Raw genomic sequence first — 13,752 nt, forward strand, 5'->3', positions numbered from 1 at the left:
CCGCCGGCGGGTGTGCCGTCGGACGCGTGAGCCGTGCTGCCGACCGGGTGCTCCGGCTCGCGGGCCGCCCCGCCGCCCGCGTACGGGAGGCAGGGCACCGCTCACGGTTGCGGGTCAGCGCCGGATTTCCACCGGCTTCCCCCGATCGGCAGCGATGTCTGTGCTGTCTACCTTAGAGCGTGTCCGGAAGACGGCCGTTCACCCGTCCCGGACCGCACCCGGCCGCATCTCGGTCCGCCCACTTGTGACTCGGTCCGTCCACCTGTCTCAGTCCGTCGCCCTGTACGTCACCGGATCGGTGTCCGGGACGGTCTCCGCTTCGCCCAGTTTGACCAGGCGTCGCAGATGGGCCTCCGCCTCGGCGACCGCGATGTTCCGCGAGCCGGCCCGGATCTCCTCCCACGGGCGGTTCCATTCCATCCGTACTGCCAGCTGCCACGGTGTCAGCGGTGTGCCTGTCAGCAGTCCGCGCAGTGCGGCCAGCCGTTGCGCATGGTGCTCCAGCAGCTCGCGCACGCGGCCCGTGGCGTCCGCGAACGCGTACTGGTGCGCGGGCAGCACTTCGGCGGGCCGGAGGCGTCCGATGCGCTCCAGGGAGTCGAGGTAGTCCCCGAGGGGGTCGCCGGGTGTGGCGTCGTCCGGATCCTCGTACAGGCCGATGTGCGGGGAGATCTCCGGCAGCAGGTGGTCGCCGGAGAACAGCCGCCCCGTGCCCGGTCGTTCGGGACCCGCGGGGTGCTCCTCCTCCAGGTGCAGGCACACGTGGCCCGGGGTGTGGCCGGGGGTCCATATGGCGCGCAGCCGCCTGCCGGGCAGGTCGAGCAGTTCGCCGGGCGGTATGTCCCGGTCGGGCAGCGCAGCGTGCAGACCGGGCACGTCCCGCGCGTATCCGGCGTCGAGCGCCGCGGTCAGGGGCGCGGTGTGCTCCTCGGGGGCGCCGGCCGCGGTGAGCTTGTCCCTCAAGTACCCCAGCCACTCGAGCGATCCGGTCGTACGGGCGCGCTGTACGACAGCCGTGTCCGCCGCGTGCATGGCGATCCAGGCGCCCGACGCCTCCCGTACCTGTGCGGACAGTCCGTGGTGGTCGGGATGGTGGTGGGTGACCAGTACGCCGTGCAGTTCGGCGACGGAAGTGCCGCACTGTGAGAGGCCGTTGGTCAGCGTGTCCCACGCGGTGGGGTCGTCCCAGCCGGTGTCCACGAGCACCGGCCCCCGGTCGGTGTCGAGGACGTGGACGAGCGTGTGTCCCAGTGGGTTGTCCGGAATCGGCACGGGGATGCTCCACACCCCGCCGCCGTGGTCGGTCACGTGCGGCTCACCGGTCATGGGCGCATTCCCCTCACTCTGCTGCTCGGGCTGGTGCGTCGGTCGTGCGGTTGTCGCTCTGCGCGCGTTGTGCGCGGGTCCGTCTGTCGTACGCGGCCCGTGGGTCCATGGGATCACCATGCCCCCCGGCGCAAGCATTGCCGAGTATAAGTAGAACTGGTATCAGTTCTGATGCGCCGTCAGACGCTTTTACAGGAGCCGCAGTCGGGAGAGGCAGGCACGGGATGACCGACCTGATCGAACACGGACAGCTCTACATCGGCGGCAAGATGGCCGATCCCGCGGGTACGGAAACCATCGACGTCATATCGCCGCACAGTGAACAGCTCATCGGCCGTACCCCGCACGCCTCCCGCGAGGACGTCGACCGGGCCGTCGCCGTGGCCCGCCGGTCCTTCGAATCGGGCGAGTGGGCGGATCGTTCCGTGGAAGAACGGATCGAGGTCGTCACCCGCATCAAGGACGGCTTCGCGGCCCGCAGCGACGAGATCGCGCGGCTCATCAGCGCCCAGAACGGCACCCCGTACACGACCGGCGTCATGGTGCAGTCGCTCGCCGCGATGATGGTGTGGGACTCGGCGCTCGCCATCGCGCGGGACTTCGAGTTCGAGGAGAAGCGGGCCGGTGTGCTCGGTCCGCTGCTCGTACGGCGTGAACCGGCGGGCGTGGTGGCCGCCGTGGTGCCGTGGAACGTGCCGCAGTTCACCGCGGCGGCGAAGCTGGCGCCCGCCCTGCTCGCCGGGTGCTCGGTGGTGCTGAAGGTGTCCCCGGAGACGCCGCTCGACGCGTACATCCTGGCGGAGATCGCCACGGAGGCCGGGCTGCCGGAGGGGGTGCTGTCCATCCTGCCCGCCGACCGGGAGGTCAGCGAGTATCTGGTGGGCCACCCCGGCGTGGACAAAGTGTCGTTCACCGGTTCCGTCGCGGCGGGCAAGCGTGTCATGGAGGTGGCCTCGCGCCATCTGACCCGGGTCACCCTGGAGTTGGGCGGCAAGTCGGCGGCGGTCATCCTGCCCGATGCCGACCTGGAGGCCGCCGTCGCCGGCATCACCCCCTTCGCCTGGATGATCAACGGGCAGGCGTGTGTGGCGCAGACGCGGATCCTCGCGCCGCGCAGCCACTACGACGAGATCGCCGAACGGTTCACCGCCGCTGCCTCCGGGCTGACGGTCGGTGACCCGCTCGACCCGGCGACGGAACTCGGCCCACTGGTCGCCGAACGGCAGCGCAAGCGCTCCCTCGACTACATCGCCCTCGGCCAGAAGGAGGGCGCCAAGGTCCTGACGGGCGGCGGCCGTCCGGAGGACCAGCCGACAGGCTGGTACGTCGAGCCGACCCTCTTCGGGGACGTCGGCAACGGCATGCGGGTCGCCCGTGAGGAGATCTTCGGCCCGGTGGTGTGCCTCATCCCGTACGACACCGAGGAAGAGGCCGTCCGGATAGCCGGCGACTCGGAGTACGGACTGTCCGGCAGCGTGTGGACGGCGGACACCGAACGCGGCACGGACATCGCCCGCAAGGTGCGCACGGGCACGTACTCCGTGAACACCTTCAGCCTCGACATGCTCGGACCGTTCGGCGGCTTCAAGAACTCCGGTCTGGGACGGGAGTTCGGCCCCGAGGGATTCGCCGCCTACACGGAGGCCAAGACCATCCACCTGCCGGCGGAGGGCTGAACGCGATGGGTGACCGCTGGCACGTCGAGGTCGACCGCGGACTGTGCTTCGGGTCCGGACTGTGCGTCGGCAGCGCGCCGGAGGCCTTCCAACTGGACTCGGCACGCCAGTCGCAGCCCCGCGCAACGGAACGCGACCCGTCCGAGACGGTCCTCGGCGCTGCCGAGAGCTGTCCCGCGGAAGCCATCCTCATCACGCTGGCGGACACGGGCGACGCGGTGTTCCCGCCGGACGACTGACTGCTCCGGGGCGCTTGTGTGCCCCGTTGCGGGTGTTGGGCGGCTGCGGTCCCCGCTGTGGGTTCGCGCAGTTCCCCGCGCCCCTTCCGGGGTGCTGCTGGGAGCATGGTGTTGCTGGAGTTTCCGGAGAGCGAAGAGGTGCTGTAGATGACCGCATCGGACGACAAGCCCGTCATCGTCGTCGCGACGTTCCGTCCGCTGCCCGCGTCCCGTACGCGTGCGATCGACGCGCTGCGGGAGGCGGCCGAGCGTGTGCACGCCGAGCCAGGCTGTGAGCTGTACGCCCTGCACGAGGCGGAGGACCGGCTGGTGCTGGTGGAGAAGTGGAGCAGCGCCGAGGCGCTGGGCGTGCACGGCAAGGCTCCCGCGCTCAAGGACCTGAATGTGGCGCTGGACGGACTGCTCTCCGAGCCCGTCGACATCGCCGTACTGTCGGCGCTGCCGGCGGGCGACCCGTCCGCAGGCGCGCTCTGACAGCTGCGCGCCCCAACCAGGCGTCGCCCGCGCACAGTTCTGCGGGCACCTGAGTGCAGAACTGTGCGCGTTTCACACCGCGCACAGTTCTGCACCGTGCCGGGGCAGGCCCTCACCTGCCCCGGCACACCGCTGCCAGTACCGCCGTCAGCCCGCTTCCAGCGCGAGGGTCGCGAACGTGGCCAGCCAGTGGTCCGTGGTGAAGTCGCCCGACGTGGTCGCCGGGAGAGCCGCCGACAGATGAGCCCGCGCCGCCCCACCGAGACGGCCCGTACGAGGGTCGTCCGCGGGGAGGGCAGACGCCACGTTGCGCAGGGCCAGACTGCGGCTCAGGCACAGGCCCAGAAGGTGACCGATCTGCGGGTCGGACGGATCGGAGATGTGCGGTACCGGCAGGAACTCGCCCTCCGCCCCGGACAGTTCCGGCAGGAAGCCCGTCAGCCAGTCCGTGAAGTCTCCCGGGGAGAGGACGCGGCGCATCGCGTCGGCCTCGGTGAGCAGGGGAGACAGGAAGTCCTGCCCCGAGGGCTCCCAGCGGAGTGCCGCCCCGTGGTCGTCGGCGAACCATGTGCGCAGTTTTGCCGCCACGGGCTCCACGAGCTCCGGCACGCCTGCCGCCTGCGCACTGTCCAGCACAAGACCGAGAGCGAACGCACTGTTGGCGTGCGTGCCGTGACGTACGGGATACGTGGCCTTGGGCAGCCACGCGAGCAGCAGTTCGGCCACGGTGCGGGCCGCCGGGGCGAGCGCCGTGTGCCAGCGGTTCCCGGTACCGGCCGCCGTGCACTCCGCCGTGAGCGCCAGCAACCACGCCCAGCCGTACGGCCGTTCAAAGGACGGGTGGTCCCGCAGATAGGACGCTTCGGCCGTCAGGTTGTCCGGGGTGAGGTGGTCGTCCAGTGCGCGGACGATGTCCCCGTGGCTCGCGGCGACCCGGTCAGGATGGTGGCGCAGAAGGTGCACCAGCAGCCAGTGCATGTGCACCGACGAGTGCCAGTCGTACGCGCCGTAGAAGGCCGGATGGAGAGTGCGGGGCGGCACCAGTTCGGCGGGGGAGGTCAGCAAGTGGGCCGGAGCGTTGGGGTATTCACGGGTGACGTTGCCGAGGGCGACCGCCGCGTACGTCCCGGCACGCGCGGCGACGGAGGAAGCGCCGCCCACCGTCTCGGCTGTCCCGGTCAATGTGTCGCCCCGCCCGTCACCTTGAGGTCCGCGTCCGCCGGCGTACGGAGCGCTTCGGTGACGATGGCCGCGAGACCCGCCGCGGCGTCCCGTACGGACAGCGAGGGGTTCGGCCGGGTGACCGTCTGCTCCGGCGTGAGGGGCACATGGATGAACCCGCCGCGCAGGCCGGGACGTTCGGTGGCGATCAAGTGGCCGAGCCCGTAGGACACGTGGTTGCACACGAACGTGCCGGCCGTCTGTGAGACGGATGCCGGCACGCCTGCCGCACGGGCCGCCGCCACGCACGCCTTGACGGGGAGCGAGGCGAAGTACGCCGCGGAGCCGCCTTCGACGATCGGTTCGTCGATGGGCTGCCGTCCCGCGTTGTCGGGGATCCGCGCGTCGTCGACATTCAGGGCGACACGTTCCACCGAGATGTCCTGCCGGCCTCCCGCCTCACCGACGCACAGCACCAGGTCGGGCTGTACGTCGGCGACAGCCCTGCGCAGTTCCGCGATGGCCGTGCCGAAGACGCAGCTCAGTTCGGCCGGTGTGACCAGCACGCCGGGCGGCGGTTCCGCGGCCAGACTGCGCGCGGCCTGCCACGAGGCGTTGACGGTGTCGCCGCCGAACGGTTCGAAGCCGGTGACCAGGACCCGTGACGTCATGAGCGGGCCCTCCCTTCTCTGACGTTGCCGCTGACCGGATGGCCGGTGAGCCGGATGGCTAGAAGGCGAAGAAGTAGATGATGAGGATGTTGCAGCCGATCATGACCAGCGCTGTGGGGGCCTGCGCCTTGATCGGCCCGTACCGGTCCTTGAGTTCGAGGAGTGCGGCGGGCACGAGGTTGAAGTTCGCCGCCATGGGGGTGAGCAGCGTGCCGCAGAAGCCGGCCAGCATGCCGGTGGCCAGGACGGCCGCGGGGTTGGCGTGCATCTGCTCGATGAGCACGGGCCAGCCGACGGCCGCCGTCAGCACGGGGAACGCGGCGAAGGCGTTGCCCATGACGACCGTGAAGGCGGCCATGCCGACGCAGTAGAGCGCCACGGCGGCGAGCTTCTGGCCCTCCGGCAGGATGGCCTCGGTGAGGGTGCGTACCTGGGTACCGACGCCGGCCGCCTGGAATATGGAGCCCAGTACGGCCAGCAGCTGCGGCAGCAGCAGTGCCCAGCCCATTGCCTCCAGCAGTCCGCGGCCCGCGTGTACGGGCACGGAGACGCGGGGTTCGCGGAGCACCCACATGCCGACGCCGAGGGCGACGAGCGCGCCGACGCCGAGCCCGAGGATGGTCTCGCTGCCCGTCTCCAGCAGCGGCTCGCCGCCGACCTTCACCTTGGGGCCGAGCACCGCGCAGAGCATCGCCACGACGGGGATGGTCAGCGCGGGGATGAAGAGCTTGTTGCCCCAGCGCGCGGCGAGTTGAGTGCGCTGCTTCTCGTTCGTGGTGTCGGGGGTGCCCTTTCCGGTGAGGTTGAAGCCGCCCAGACAGATCAGCACCAGTACGGCGACGCCGAGGGGTTCGGCCGGCGCGGTCTTCGCGGTGACCCAGGTGCTGTAGAAGAAGCTGATGCCGAGCAGGCCCCAGAAGGACGCCGAGCCGTAGCGCTTGGCGTTGCTGCGGTCGAAGAGCATCTGCGCGGCCATCACGAGGAAGACGGCGCCGACGAGCCAGAAGAACCACTCCGACTTGATCACTTGGCGGCCTCCTCTGCGGCGGGCGCGGGCCCGGCGGCCGTCTCCGCGTGGGCGGTGGCCAGTTCACGTTCCAGCGTCCGGTCCAGCCGTATGAGCCGCGAGCCGTGTATGAGGAAGGCGCACACCGCGCTGGGGATCGCCCACAGTGCGAGCTGCAGCGGTTCCAGATGGGTGTTGTACGTGCTGTTCACGAATCCGGTGATGAGCAGGATCGAACCGACGGCGAGGAAGCAGTCCTCACCGAAGAACAGTCCGACGTTGTCGGATCCGGCGGCGTGTGAACGAACCTTCTCGCGGACCTTCTCCGGCAGCGGACGGCCGCCGTTGCGGCGCTCGGCCGCGGCCTCCGCCATCGGCGCGATCATCGGGCGGACGCTCTGCGCGGGGCCTGCGATGGTCTGCAGCCCGACCGCGGCGGTGACCTGCCGGAGCAGCAGATAGAGGGCCAGGAAGCGGCCGGTGGTGAGCTTTCCGAGCTTCCCGATCAGCGTACGGGCCTGCTGCTGGAGGCCGTTGCGCTCCAGCAGGCCGATGATGGGCAGGGTGATGGCGAAGATCGTCACCGAACGGCTGGAGGCGAAGCCCTCCCCGAAGGTCCTGAGGATCTCGACGGGGGAGAGCTTGCCCAGCAGTCCGGTGGCGATCCCGGCCACGCCGACCACCAGCAGAGGGTTGCGCCGCGTGGCGAATCCGAGGATCACCACGAGGACGCCGAGCAGAACGATCATGTCTGTCGGCCTTCCGTGCGTGGGGCGCCTCGGCACGGGCGGAACGGGGCCGTACGGCACGCGGGCGTCGGCGGATGCTCGTGGGGAGGCGCGCTGAAGTAGCGAATTGCAGGGAGGCTATTGGATCGTTCAACGATCCGACAAGAGTGTGAGACGGCCTTCTTTTCGGCGCGCGGTGTGCGCCGGAGCGCGCCGAGAGGGCGTACGCGCCTGCCCGTCAGCCCTGACGGCCGACCGGAGGCGCCGGGTACGCCTCGGTCAACTGCCGCCGGGAGTCCTCGAGATAGAAGCCGAGCAGCCGCTCGGCGGACTCCGCGTCGCCGGACGCGAGAACGTTGAGGATCTCCCGGTTCCGTGTGAGATACGGCTCGTGGAAGCGGCGCGGGTTGTCCATGATGTGGAACGCGAGGCGCAGTTCCGCCAGGACGCCGCGCATCAGATCGTCCGTGCGGGTGCTCTCCGCGAGACCGGCGATCGCCTGGTGGAAGCGGATGTTGGCGGTGGCGCAGCCGTGCCAGTCGCCCTCGGCGGCGGACTGCTCGCCGTGGACGACGGCCGCCTCGACGTCGTCCAGCCGGTACGGGGGCTCGCCGAGTCCGCGCAGTGCCGCGCATTCGACAAGGCGCCTTACGCGGTAAATGTCCACCAGGTCCGCCTGGCTGAGCAGGCGGACGAATGTCCCCTTGTTGAGACGGTGCTCCAGCAGGCGCTCGTGCGTCAGCAGCCGGAAGGACTCGCGCAGGGTGTTCCTGGAGATCCCCAGGGCCGCGCAGATCCGGTCCTCGGAGAGCCGGACGCCGGGCAGGAACAGGCCCTGGGCGATCCGTTCGCGCAGGATGCCGGCCACTCGCTCCGCCGTGCTGGTGCGGCCCAGCAGGGCGCGGTCGGCGGCGAGTTCGGACAGTCCGGCCACGGCGTCGGGTGCCGGCCGGTCTGCGGAGTCGGCGGTCATGGGGCCCAGTCAAGCCCAGAAACGCGTGCGAAACAACAAAACTCTTGCCGGATCGTTCAACGATCCCATACGTTGCCGTCGATGACTGCGAACCCGACTGCGGCTCCTGCTGCGCACCCGACCGCCACCCCGCAGGGCGCCCCGGCCGTCGCGCCGGCCGCTGCGGGACCCGCCTCCGAGCCTGCCATCGATCTCAACGCCGATCTCGGCGAAGGGTTCGGACGCTGGCAGCTCACCGACGACGAGGCGCTGCTCTCCTCGGTGACCAGCGCCAACGTGGCGTGCGGCTTCCACGCCGGCGACCCCGCCACCATGCGGCGGGTGTGCGATCTCGCCGTGGAGCGCGGCGTCCGCATCGGCGCACAGGTCTCCTACCGGGACCTCGCCGGATTCGGGCGGCGCGCGATGGACGTGCCCGCCGACGAGCTGGCCGCCGAAGTCGCCTACCAGATCGGCGCCCTGGAGATCTTCGCCCGCGCCGCGGGCGCCCACGTCGCGTACGTGAAGCCCCACGGGGCGCTCTACAACCGCGCGGTACGGGACGCCGAACAGGCCGCCGCCATTGTCGAAGGCGTACGGCTCGCCGGCACCGCCGGATCCGCGGGGGCGCCGCTGCCGGTGCTCGGACTTCCCGGATCGCAGCTGCACGACGCGGCGGGGGAGGCCGGACTGCCGGTCGTCCGCGAGGCGTTCGCGGACCGCGGCTACCGCCCCGACGGAACCCTGGTACCGAGGAGCGAGCCGCATGCTGTCATCGTCGACCCGGACCAGGTGATCAAGCGGTCCGTCGGTCTCGCCCGGGACGGTGAGGTCACGACGGCCGACGGCGGGACGCTGCGGATGCGGGCCCGCTCCTTGTGCGTACACGGCGACACCCCGGACGCGGCGCGGCTGGCGCGGCGCGTACGGGACGAGCTGGCGGCGGCGGGCGTCGCGGTACGGGCCTTCGCGTGACCGCGTCGTTCGAGGCGGCGAACCTGGTCGATCGCCCGGTCGTGCGTACCGTCGGGCGGCACGGGCTGCTCGTCGAACTCCCCACCGGGGAGGGCGCTGAGGCCCTGCACGCCGAGCTGCTGCGGCGGCGCGCGGCGGGCACGCTGCCGTCCGTACGGGAGATCGTGCCCGGTGCCAGGACCGTGCTGCTCGACGGGCTGGACGCGCCCGACAGGCTCGCCGCCGAACTGCCCGGGTGGCGCATTCCGCCGCTGACCCGGGACTCGGGCACGGCAGTGGAGATCCCCGTGCGGTACGACGGGCCCGACCTGGAGGACGTCGCCGCGCTGTGGGGGGTCACCCCCGAGGAGGTTGCGCAGGTGCACGCCGGAACCGAATTCCGGGTGGCGTTCTGCGGGTTCGCGCCGGGCTTCGGCTATCTGACGGGACTGGACGAGAAGTTCGCCGTACCACGCCGCTCCAGCCCGCGTACCAAGGTGCCGGTCGGTGCGGTAGGGCTCGCCGGCGCGTACACCGGGGTGTATCCGCGTTCCTCGCCCGGCGGCTGGCAGTTGATCGGTACGGCGTCGCCGGAGACCGTCCTGTGGGACCCGGACCGGGATCCCGCGGCGCTGCTGACGCCGGGGACGCGGGTGCGGTTCGTCGCGGTGGACGCGGTGGATGCGGTGGACGCGGCGGGGGCCGTGGGTGCCGTGGGTGCCGTGGATGTCCCGGAGTCCGTGCCGGGTGGCTCCGCCGTGGCGGAAGAGGAGTGAGGGGCATGGCGGGTCCGGGAAAGCTGGAGGTCGTCCGCGCCGGGGCGCTCACCACCGTGCAGGACCTGGGCCGGGCGGGCCATGCCCACCTGGGGGTGCCCCGGTCAGGGGCGCTCGACGAACCCGCACACCGGCTCGCGAACCGGCTGCTGGGCAACCCCGAGAGCGCGGCCACCCTGGAGACCACCCTCAACGGCTGTGCGGTACGGGCCCTTTCGGGCGGCGTCGCCGTCGTGACGGGCGCCGCATGTCCCGTACGGGTGGACGGCCGGCCGGTGGCCTGGGGGACGCCCGTACGGGTTCCGGCCGGGGCCGTCCTGGAAGCGGGGGCCGCGACGTACGGGCTGCGCGCCTATATCGGCTTCGCGGGCGGCGTGGACGCGGAACCCGTACTGGGCAGCCGCGCCACCGACCTCCTCTCGGGGCTCGGCCCCGAACCCCTGCGGGACGGCGACTGCTTGCGGACCGGGCCGGTGCCGACGGCGTCGGCTCCTGGCGGGCCTCCCGCGGTGGAGGCGGCTCCCTGGGCGGCGGCGCCACGGGAGTTGGTGCTGCCCGTACGGCTCGGGCCACGGGCCGACTGGTTCACGGAGGGCGCGCTGCGGACCCTCACGGGGTCGGAGTACCGGGTGTCGCCGGCCACGAACAGGATCGGCCTGCGCACGGAGGGCCCGGCGCTGGAGCGGGCCCGCGACGGTGAACTGGCCAGCGAGGGAATGGTCCTGGGCGCGGTCCAGGTCCCCCCTGACGGCCGCCCCGTCGTCTTCCTGGCCGACCATCCCGTCACGGGCGGCTACCCCGTGATCGGAGTGGTGGACCCCCGAGCGTTGTGGGCCGCGGCCCAGACCCCACCGGGAACGCCCCTCCGCTTCACCCTGACGTGAGGGCGTAACCCCTGTGCGGCGCCGGCCCCTTTCCCCGCGCCCGGGACGCGGTCCCCTGCACTCCGCCGAGGTGCGCCCGCGCAGGGGTTCGTACCCCGCACGCAACGCCCGCGGCTTCGGGGCGAAGCCCCGGTTCTTCCTTCCGCGCGGCGCGGTGGGTTCCGGGGCGAGGCCCCGGTTCTTTCTCCCCGTCTGCGGGGCGGGGGCCGGGGCGGAGCCCTGGAAGAAACGGGTAGGGGCGGGTCCGGGGCTCAACCCCTCACCGCGGCGCGTGCGTTGCGTGCGGGCGGGACAGACCTCGCGGCTTGCGGTCCGGTGTGCCCACCCGTTCCGCCCCTTGGGCGGACCGCGTGCCCACACCGAGGTGGGCCCGCCCCGCGCGGCGGAGCCGCACATCCAACACAGCCGCCCCCCAAGGGCGGACCAGCTGCCCACACCTCGGCGCGTCCCTCACGTCGTGGTGATCAGTCTGCACACCGTTTCGATGTCGATTTTCACCTGGGCGATCGACGCGCGGCCCGAGAGCCACGTGATGAGCGCCGAGTGCCAGGTGTGTTCGATGACGCGGACCGCGGACAGTTGCTCGGGGGTCGGGGCCTCCTCGAGGCCCATCGCGTCGAGGATGATCGCCGTCGTGAGCCGGGACACCGTGTCGACCTCGGGGCTCACGGAGCGGTCCGCGAAGGTGAGCGCCCGTACCATCGCGTCGGCCAGTTGGGGTTCCCGTTGCAGGGCGCGGAAGGCCCGCATCAGGGTCTCCGCGACCCGCGCCGCCGGGTCCTCCTCGGGCGGGGGCCGCTTGTGCAGCGTCTCGTGCATCTGCTGGAGCTGGTCCTGCATGGTCGCGACCAGCAGGTGGATCTTCGAGGGGAAGTACCGGTACAGCGTGCCGAGCGCCACGTTCGAGGACTCGGCGACCTCGCGCATCTGCACCGCGTCGAAGCCGCCGCGGCGGGCGAGCCGTGCCGTGGTGTGCAGGATCCGGCGGCGGCGCGCCTCCTGGCGCTCCGTCAGCGGCGCGGACCCCGAAGGGGACCCCGCACCCGCCCCGGACCCCGACCCCGAAGCCGCCCCGGAAGCAGAAGCGGAACCGGACCCCGAACCCGACCGGGAACCCGACCCCGACCGGGGCCCCGTACCCGAACCCGACCCGGAGCCCGAACCCGGACCCGCCGGGGTCGAGGACGCTTTGGGCTGTGTCGTCATCCTGTCCGTCCCCTCGTCCCTCCATGGTGTGCGGGCCGTTCCCGGAGACCCCGCATCCTCGCAGGAGCCGCCGAGGTGGCGCGAATCACCTGGCTGTGCGCCGCCGCACAAGTGACCGGCCGGTAAATTCATGTCGCGTGGATGACCAAGGGCCAGGCCGGTCCCGTCAATCCTGAAACTTGTTCTAGGTTAGCGTGAGCGGTTACGCTCCGGCGAAAGTGCAGTGAGAAGGGGGCCGCGAGTGACCGCAGAGGCCGTACAGGACACCGGCTCCGGTCCCCCTCAGGGGACCGTCGCACCCGAATCCGCACCCGTACGCGAGTCCGCACCCGCACACCCGGCCGCACCCGCCCACGAGACGGCGCTCGGCACCACCGCAGGCGAGGGCGGCGAACGCCCCCTCCGCATCGCGCTGCTGAGCTACAAGGGGAATCCGTTCTGCGGTGGTCAGGGCGTCTACGTCCGCCATCTCTCCCGGGAGCTCGCCCGGCTCGGCCACACCGTCGAGGTGATAGGTGCCCAGCCCTATCCCGTACTGGACGACGGGGTCACCCTCACAGAGCTGCCGAGCCTCGACCTCTACCGCCAGCCCGACCCCTTCCGTACCCCCAATGCCTCCGAATACCGCGACTGGGTGGACCTGTTGGAGGTCGGCACGATGTGGACCGGGGGTTTCCCCGAGCCGCTGACGTTCTCCCTGCGTGCACGCCGTCATCTGGCGGCCCGCCGCGGCGAGTTCGACGTCGTGCACGACAACCAGACGCTCGGTTACGGGCTGCTCGGCGGCCCGCGCGCCCTCGGCGCGCCCCTGGTGACGACCATTCACCACCCCATCACCGTGGACCGGCAGCTGGAGCTGGACGCCGCTGAAGGGCTGCGCGGCCGTGCCTCCGTACGCCGCTGGTACGGCTTCACGCGGATGCAGAAGCGGGTGGCCCGCCGGCTGCCGAACGTGCTCACCGTCTCCGGGTCCTCGCGCCAGGAGATCTCCGAACACCTAGGGGTCGACCAGGAGCGCGTGCACGTCGTGCACATCGGTGCCGACGCCGAACTGTTCTCCCCGGACCCGGCCGTTCCGGTCGTGCCGGGCCGCATCGTGACCACCTCCAGCGCGGACGTCCCCCTCAAGGGCCTCGTGTATCTCGTGGAGGCGCTGGCCAAGGTCCGTACGGAGAACCCTGAGGCGCACCTCGTCGTCGTCGGGAAGCGGCCCGAGGAGGGCCCGGTGGCCGCCGCCATCGAGCGGTACGGCCTCACCGGGCACGTCGAGTTCGTCAAGGGCATCAGCGACGCCGAACTGGCCGGGCTCATCAGGTCGGCCCAAGTGGCCTGCGTGCCCTCGCTGTACGAGGGGTTCTCGCTGCCCGCCGCCGAGGCGATGGCCACCGGTACGCCGCTGGTCGCCACCACCGGGGGTGCGATCCCCGAGGTCGCCGGCGCCGACGGGGAGACCTGCCTCGCCGTGCCGCCCGGCGACGCGGGCGCGCTGGCCGCGGCCCTCAACCGGTTGCTGGGCGACGGGGAACTGCGCGCGAGACTCGGCGCGGCGGGGCGTGACCGGGTGCTGCGCCGCTTCACCTGGGAGCAGGCGGCGCGCGGCACCGTAGGGCACTACCGGGCCGCGATGGAGCGGCAGCGGCCACCCGTAAGGGTCTGACGTCCACCCGGAGGGGTCCGAACAGCCCCTCGGGGCCGGCCC

At 71.7% G+C, this 13,752-nt stretch carries 14 protein-coding genes and 1 riboswitch; of the genes, 7 read left to right on the forward strand and 7 right to left on the reverse strand.

Annotated features, from left to right (window positions below; genetic code table 11):
- Positions 1 to 46: 46 nt before the first annotated feature.
- Positions 47 to 141: riboswitch (cobalamin riboswitch) on the reverse strand.
- Between the two features lie 126 nt (positions 142 to 267).
- On the reverse strand, positions 268 to 1,326 hold the full coding sequence (locus AC3AGO_RS23950) for a Strvi_7410 family MBL fold metallo-hydrolase (RefSeq protein ID WP_487822289.1): 1,059 nt from the start codon (positions 1,324 to 1,326) through the stop codon (positions 268 to 270).
- 224 nt (positions 1,327 to 1,550) lie between these two features.
- Between AC3AGO_RS23950 and AC3AGO_RS23955 the strand changes: the two genes are divergently transcribed.
- The 3 genes from AC3AGO_RS23955 to AC3AGO_RS23965 all read left to right on the forward strand — a co-directional run bounded on the left by AC3AGO_RS23955 (position 1,551) and on the right by AC3AGO_RS23965 (position 3,715).
- Positions 1,551 to 3,002: an aldehyde dehydrogenase gene (locus AC3AGO_RS23955; RefSeq protein ID WP_487822290.1), complete on the forward strand. Its 1,452-nt coding sequence runs from the start codon at positions 1,551 to 1,553 to the stop codon at positions 3,000 to 3,002.
- Between the two features lie 5 nt (positions 3,003 to 3,007).
- A complete protein-coding gene (locus AC3AGO_RS23960; RefSeq protein WP_487822291.1) occupies positions 3,008 to 3,241 on the forward strand; it encodes a ferredoxin in 234 nt (77 codons plus the stop codon).
- A 147-nt stretch (positions 3,242 to 3,388) separates the two neighbouring features.
- Positions 3,389 to 3,715 (forward strand): putative quinol monooxygenase, encoded by a 327-nt coding sequence (locus AC3AGO_RS23965; RefSeq protein WP_487822292.1) that lies wholly within the window; start codon positions 3,389 to 3,391, stop codon positions 3,713 to 3,715.
- A 147-nt stretch (positions 3,716 to 3,862) separates the two neighbouring features.
- Here AC3AGO_RS23965 and AC3AGO_RS23970 read toward each other — a convergent pair whose 3' ends face one another.
- The 5 genes from AC3AGO_RS23970 to AC3AGO_RS23990 all read right to left on the reverse strand — a co-directional run bounded on the left by AC3AGO_RS23970 (position 3,863) and on the right by AC3AGO_RS23990 (position 8,254).
- Positions 3,863 to 4,897, reverse strand: coding sequence for a DUF2891 domain-containing protein (locus tag AC3AGO_RS23970; RefSeq protein WP_487822293.1), 1,035 nt, complete (start codon positions 4,895 to 4,897; stop codon positions 3,863 to 3,865).
- A complete protein-coding gene (pcp, locus tag AC3AGO_RS23975; RefSeq protein WP_487822294.1) occupies positions 4,894 to 5,547 on the reverse strand; it encodes a pyroglutamyl-peptidase I in 654 nt (217 codons plus the stop codon). Before pcp ends, AC3AGO_RS23970 begins: the two co-directional genes overlap by 4 nt.
- 58 nt (positions 5,548 to 5,605) lie before the next feature.
- Positions 5,606 to 6,574 carry a DUF979 domain-containing protein gene (locus AC3AGO_RS23980; protein ID WP_487822295.1) on the reverse strand — a complete coding sequence of 323 codons (969 nt, stop codon included), beginning with the start codon at positions 6,572 to 6,574 and terminating at the stop codon, positions 5,606 to 5,608.
- Entirely contained in the window at positions 6,571 to 7,302 is a 732-nt protein-coding gene (locus AC3AGO_RS23985; RefSeq protein ID WP_487822296.1) for a DUF969 domain-containing protein, read from the reverse strand. The genes AC3AGO_RS23980 and AC3AGO_RS23985 overlap by 4 nt, the downstream gene beginning before the upstream one ends.
- A gap of 217 nt (positions 7,303 to 7,519) precedes the next feature.
- Positions 7,520 to 8,254 (reverse strand): GntR family transcriptional regulator, encoded by a 735-nt coding sequence (locus AC3AGO_RS23990; protein ID WP_487822297.1) that lies wholly within the window; start codon positions 8,252 to 8,254, stop codon positions 7,520 to 7,522.
- A gap of 81 nt (positions 8,255 to 8,335) precedes the next feature.
- On the opposite strand from AC3AGO_RS23990, the gene AC3AGO_RS23995 reads away from it, so the two are divergent.
- Genes AC3AGO_RS23995 through AC3AGO_RS24005 form a run of 3 tightly spaced genes read left to right on the forward strand, consistent with a single transcriptional unit; the run spans position 8,336 to position 10,847 of the window.
- The gene (locus tag AC3AGO_RS23995; protein ID WP_487822298.1) at positions 8,336 to 9,208 is read left to right on the forward strand and encodes a LamB/YcsF family protein; all 873 of its coding nucleotides are present in this window, start codon (positions 8,336 to 8,338) and stop codon (positions 9,206 to 9,208) included.
- The gene (locus AC3AGO_RS24000; RefSeq protein WP_487822299.1) at positions 9,205 to 9,963 is read left to right on the forward strand and encodes a 5-oxoprolinase subunit B family protein; all 759 of its coding nucleotides are present in this window, start codon (positions 9,205 to 9,207) and stop codon (positions 9,961 to 9,963) included. The genes AC3AGO_RS23995 and AC3AGO_RS24000 overlap by 4 nt, the downstream gene beginning before the upstream one ends.
- Before the next feature lie 5 nt (positions 9,964 to 9,968).
- Entirely contained in the window at positions 9,969 to 10,847 is an 879-nt protein-coding gene (locus AC3AGO_RS24005; RefSeq protein WP_487822300.1) for a 5-oxoprolinase subunit C family protein, read from the forward strand.
- A gap of 450 nt (positions 10,848 to 11,297) precedes the next feature.
- On the opposite strand, the gene AC3AGO_RS24010 is transcribed toward AC3AGO_RS24005, so the two are convergent.
- A complete protein-coding gene (locus tag AC3AGO_RS24010; RefSeq protein ID WP_487824784.1) occupies positions 11,298 to 11,861 on the reverse strand; it encodes a TetR family transcriptional regulator in 564 nt (187 codons plus the stop codon).
- A 415-nt stretch (positions 11,862 to 12,276) separates the two neighbouring features.
- Between AC3AGO_RS24010 and AC3AGO_RS24015 the strand changes: the two genes are divergently transcribed.
- Positions 12,277 to 13,710, forward strand: a complete 1,434-nt coding sequence (locus AC3AGO_RS24015; protein ID WP_487822301.1) for a glycosyltransferase family 4 protein — start codon at positions 12,277 to 12,279, stop codon at positions 13,708 to 13,710.
- The last annotated feature ends 42 nt before the right edge of the window (positions 13,711 to 13,752 follow it).

The sequence above is a fragment of the Streptomyces sp. BL1 genome (assembly GCF_057628045.1).

Bases quoted from the DNA above. Each gene is read 5' to 3' on its own strand.
- AC3AGO_RS23950 (WP_487822289.1), bottom strand. From the start codon at position 1,326: ATGACCGGTGAGCCGCACGTGACCGACCACGGCGGCGGGGTGTGGAGC.
- AC3AGO_RS23955 (WP_487822290.1), top strand. From the start codon at position 1,551: ATGACCGACCTGATCGAACACGGACAGCTCTACATCGGCGGCAAGATG.
- AC3AGO_RS23960 (WP_487822291.1), top strand. From the start codon at position 3,008: ATGGGTGACCGCTGGCACGTCGAGGTCGACCGCGGACTGTGCTTCGGG.
- AC3AGO_RS23965 (WP_487822292.1), top strand. From the start codon at position 3,389: ATGACCGCATCGGACGACAAGCCCGTCATCGTCGTCGCGACGTTCCGT.
- pcp (WP_487822294.1), bottom strand. From the start codon at position 5,547: ATGACGTCACGGGTCCTGGTCACCGGCTTCGAACCGTTCGGCGGCGAC.
- AC3AGO_RS23985 (WP_487822296.1), bottom strand. From the start codon at position 7,302: ATGATCGTTCTGCTCGGCGTCCTCGTGGTGATCCTCGGATTCGCCACG.
- AC3AGO_RS23990 (WP_487822297.1), bottom strand. From the start codon at position 8,254: ATGACCGCCGACTCCGCAGACCGGCCGGCACCCGACGCCGTGGCCGGA.
- AC3AGO_RS23995 (WP_487822298.1), top strand. From the start codon at position 8,336: ATGACTGCGAACCCGACTGCGGCTCCTGCTGCGCACCCGACCGCCACC.
- AC3AGO_RS24005 (WP_487822300.1), top strand. From the start codon at position 9,969: ATGGCGGGTCCGGGAAAGCTGGAGGTCGTCCGCGCCGGGGCGCTCACC.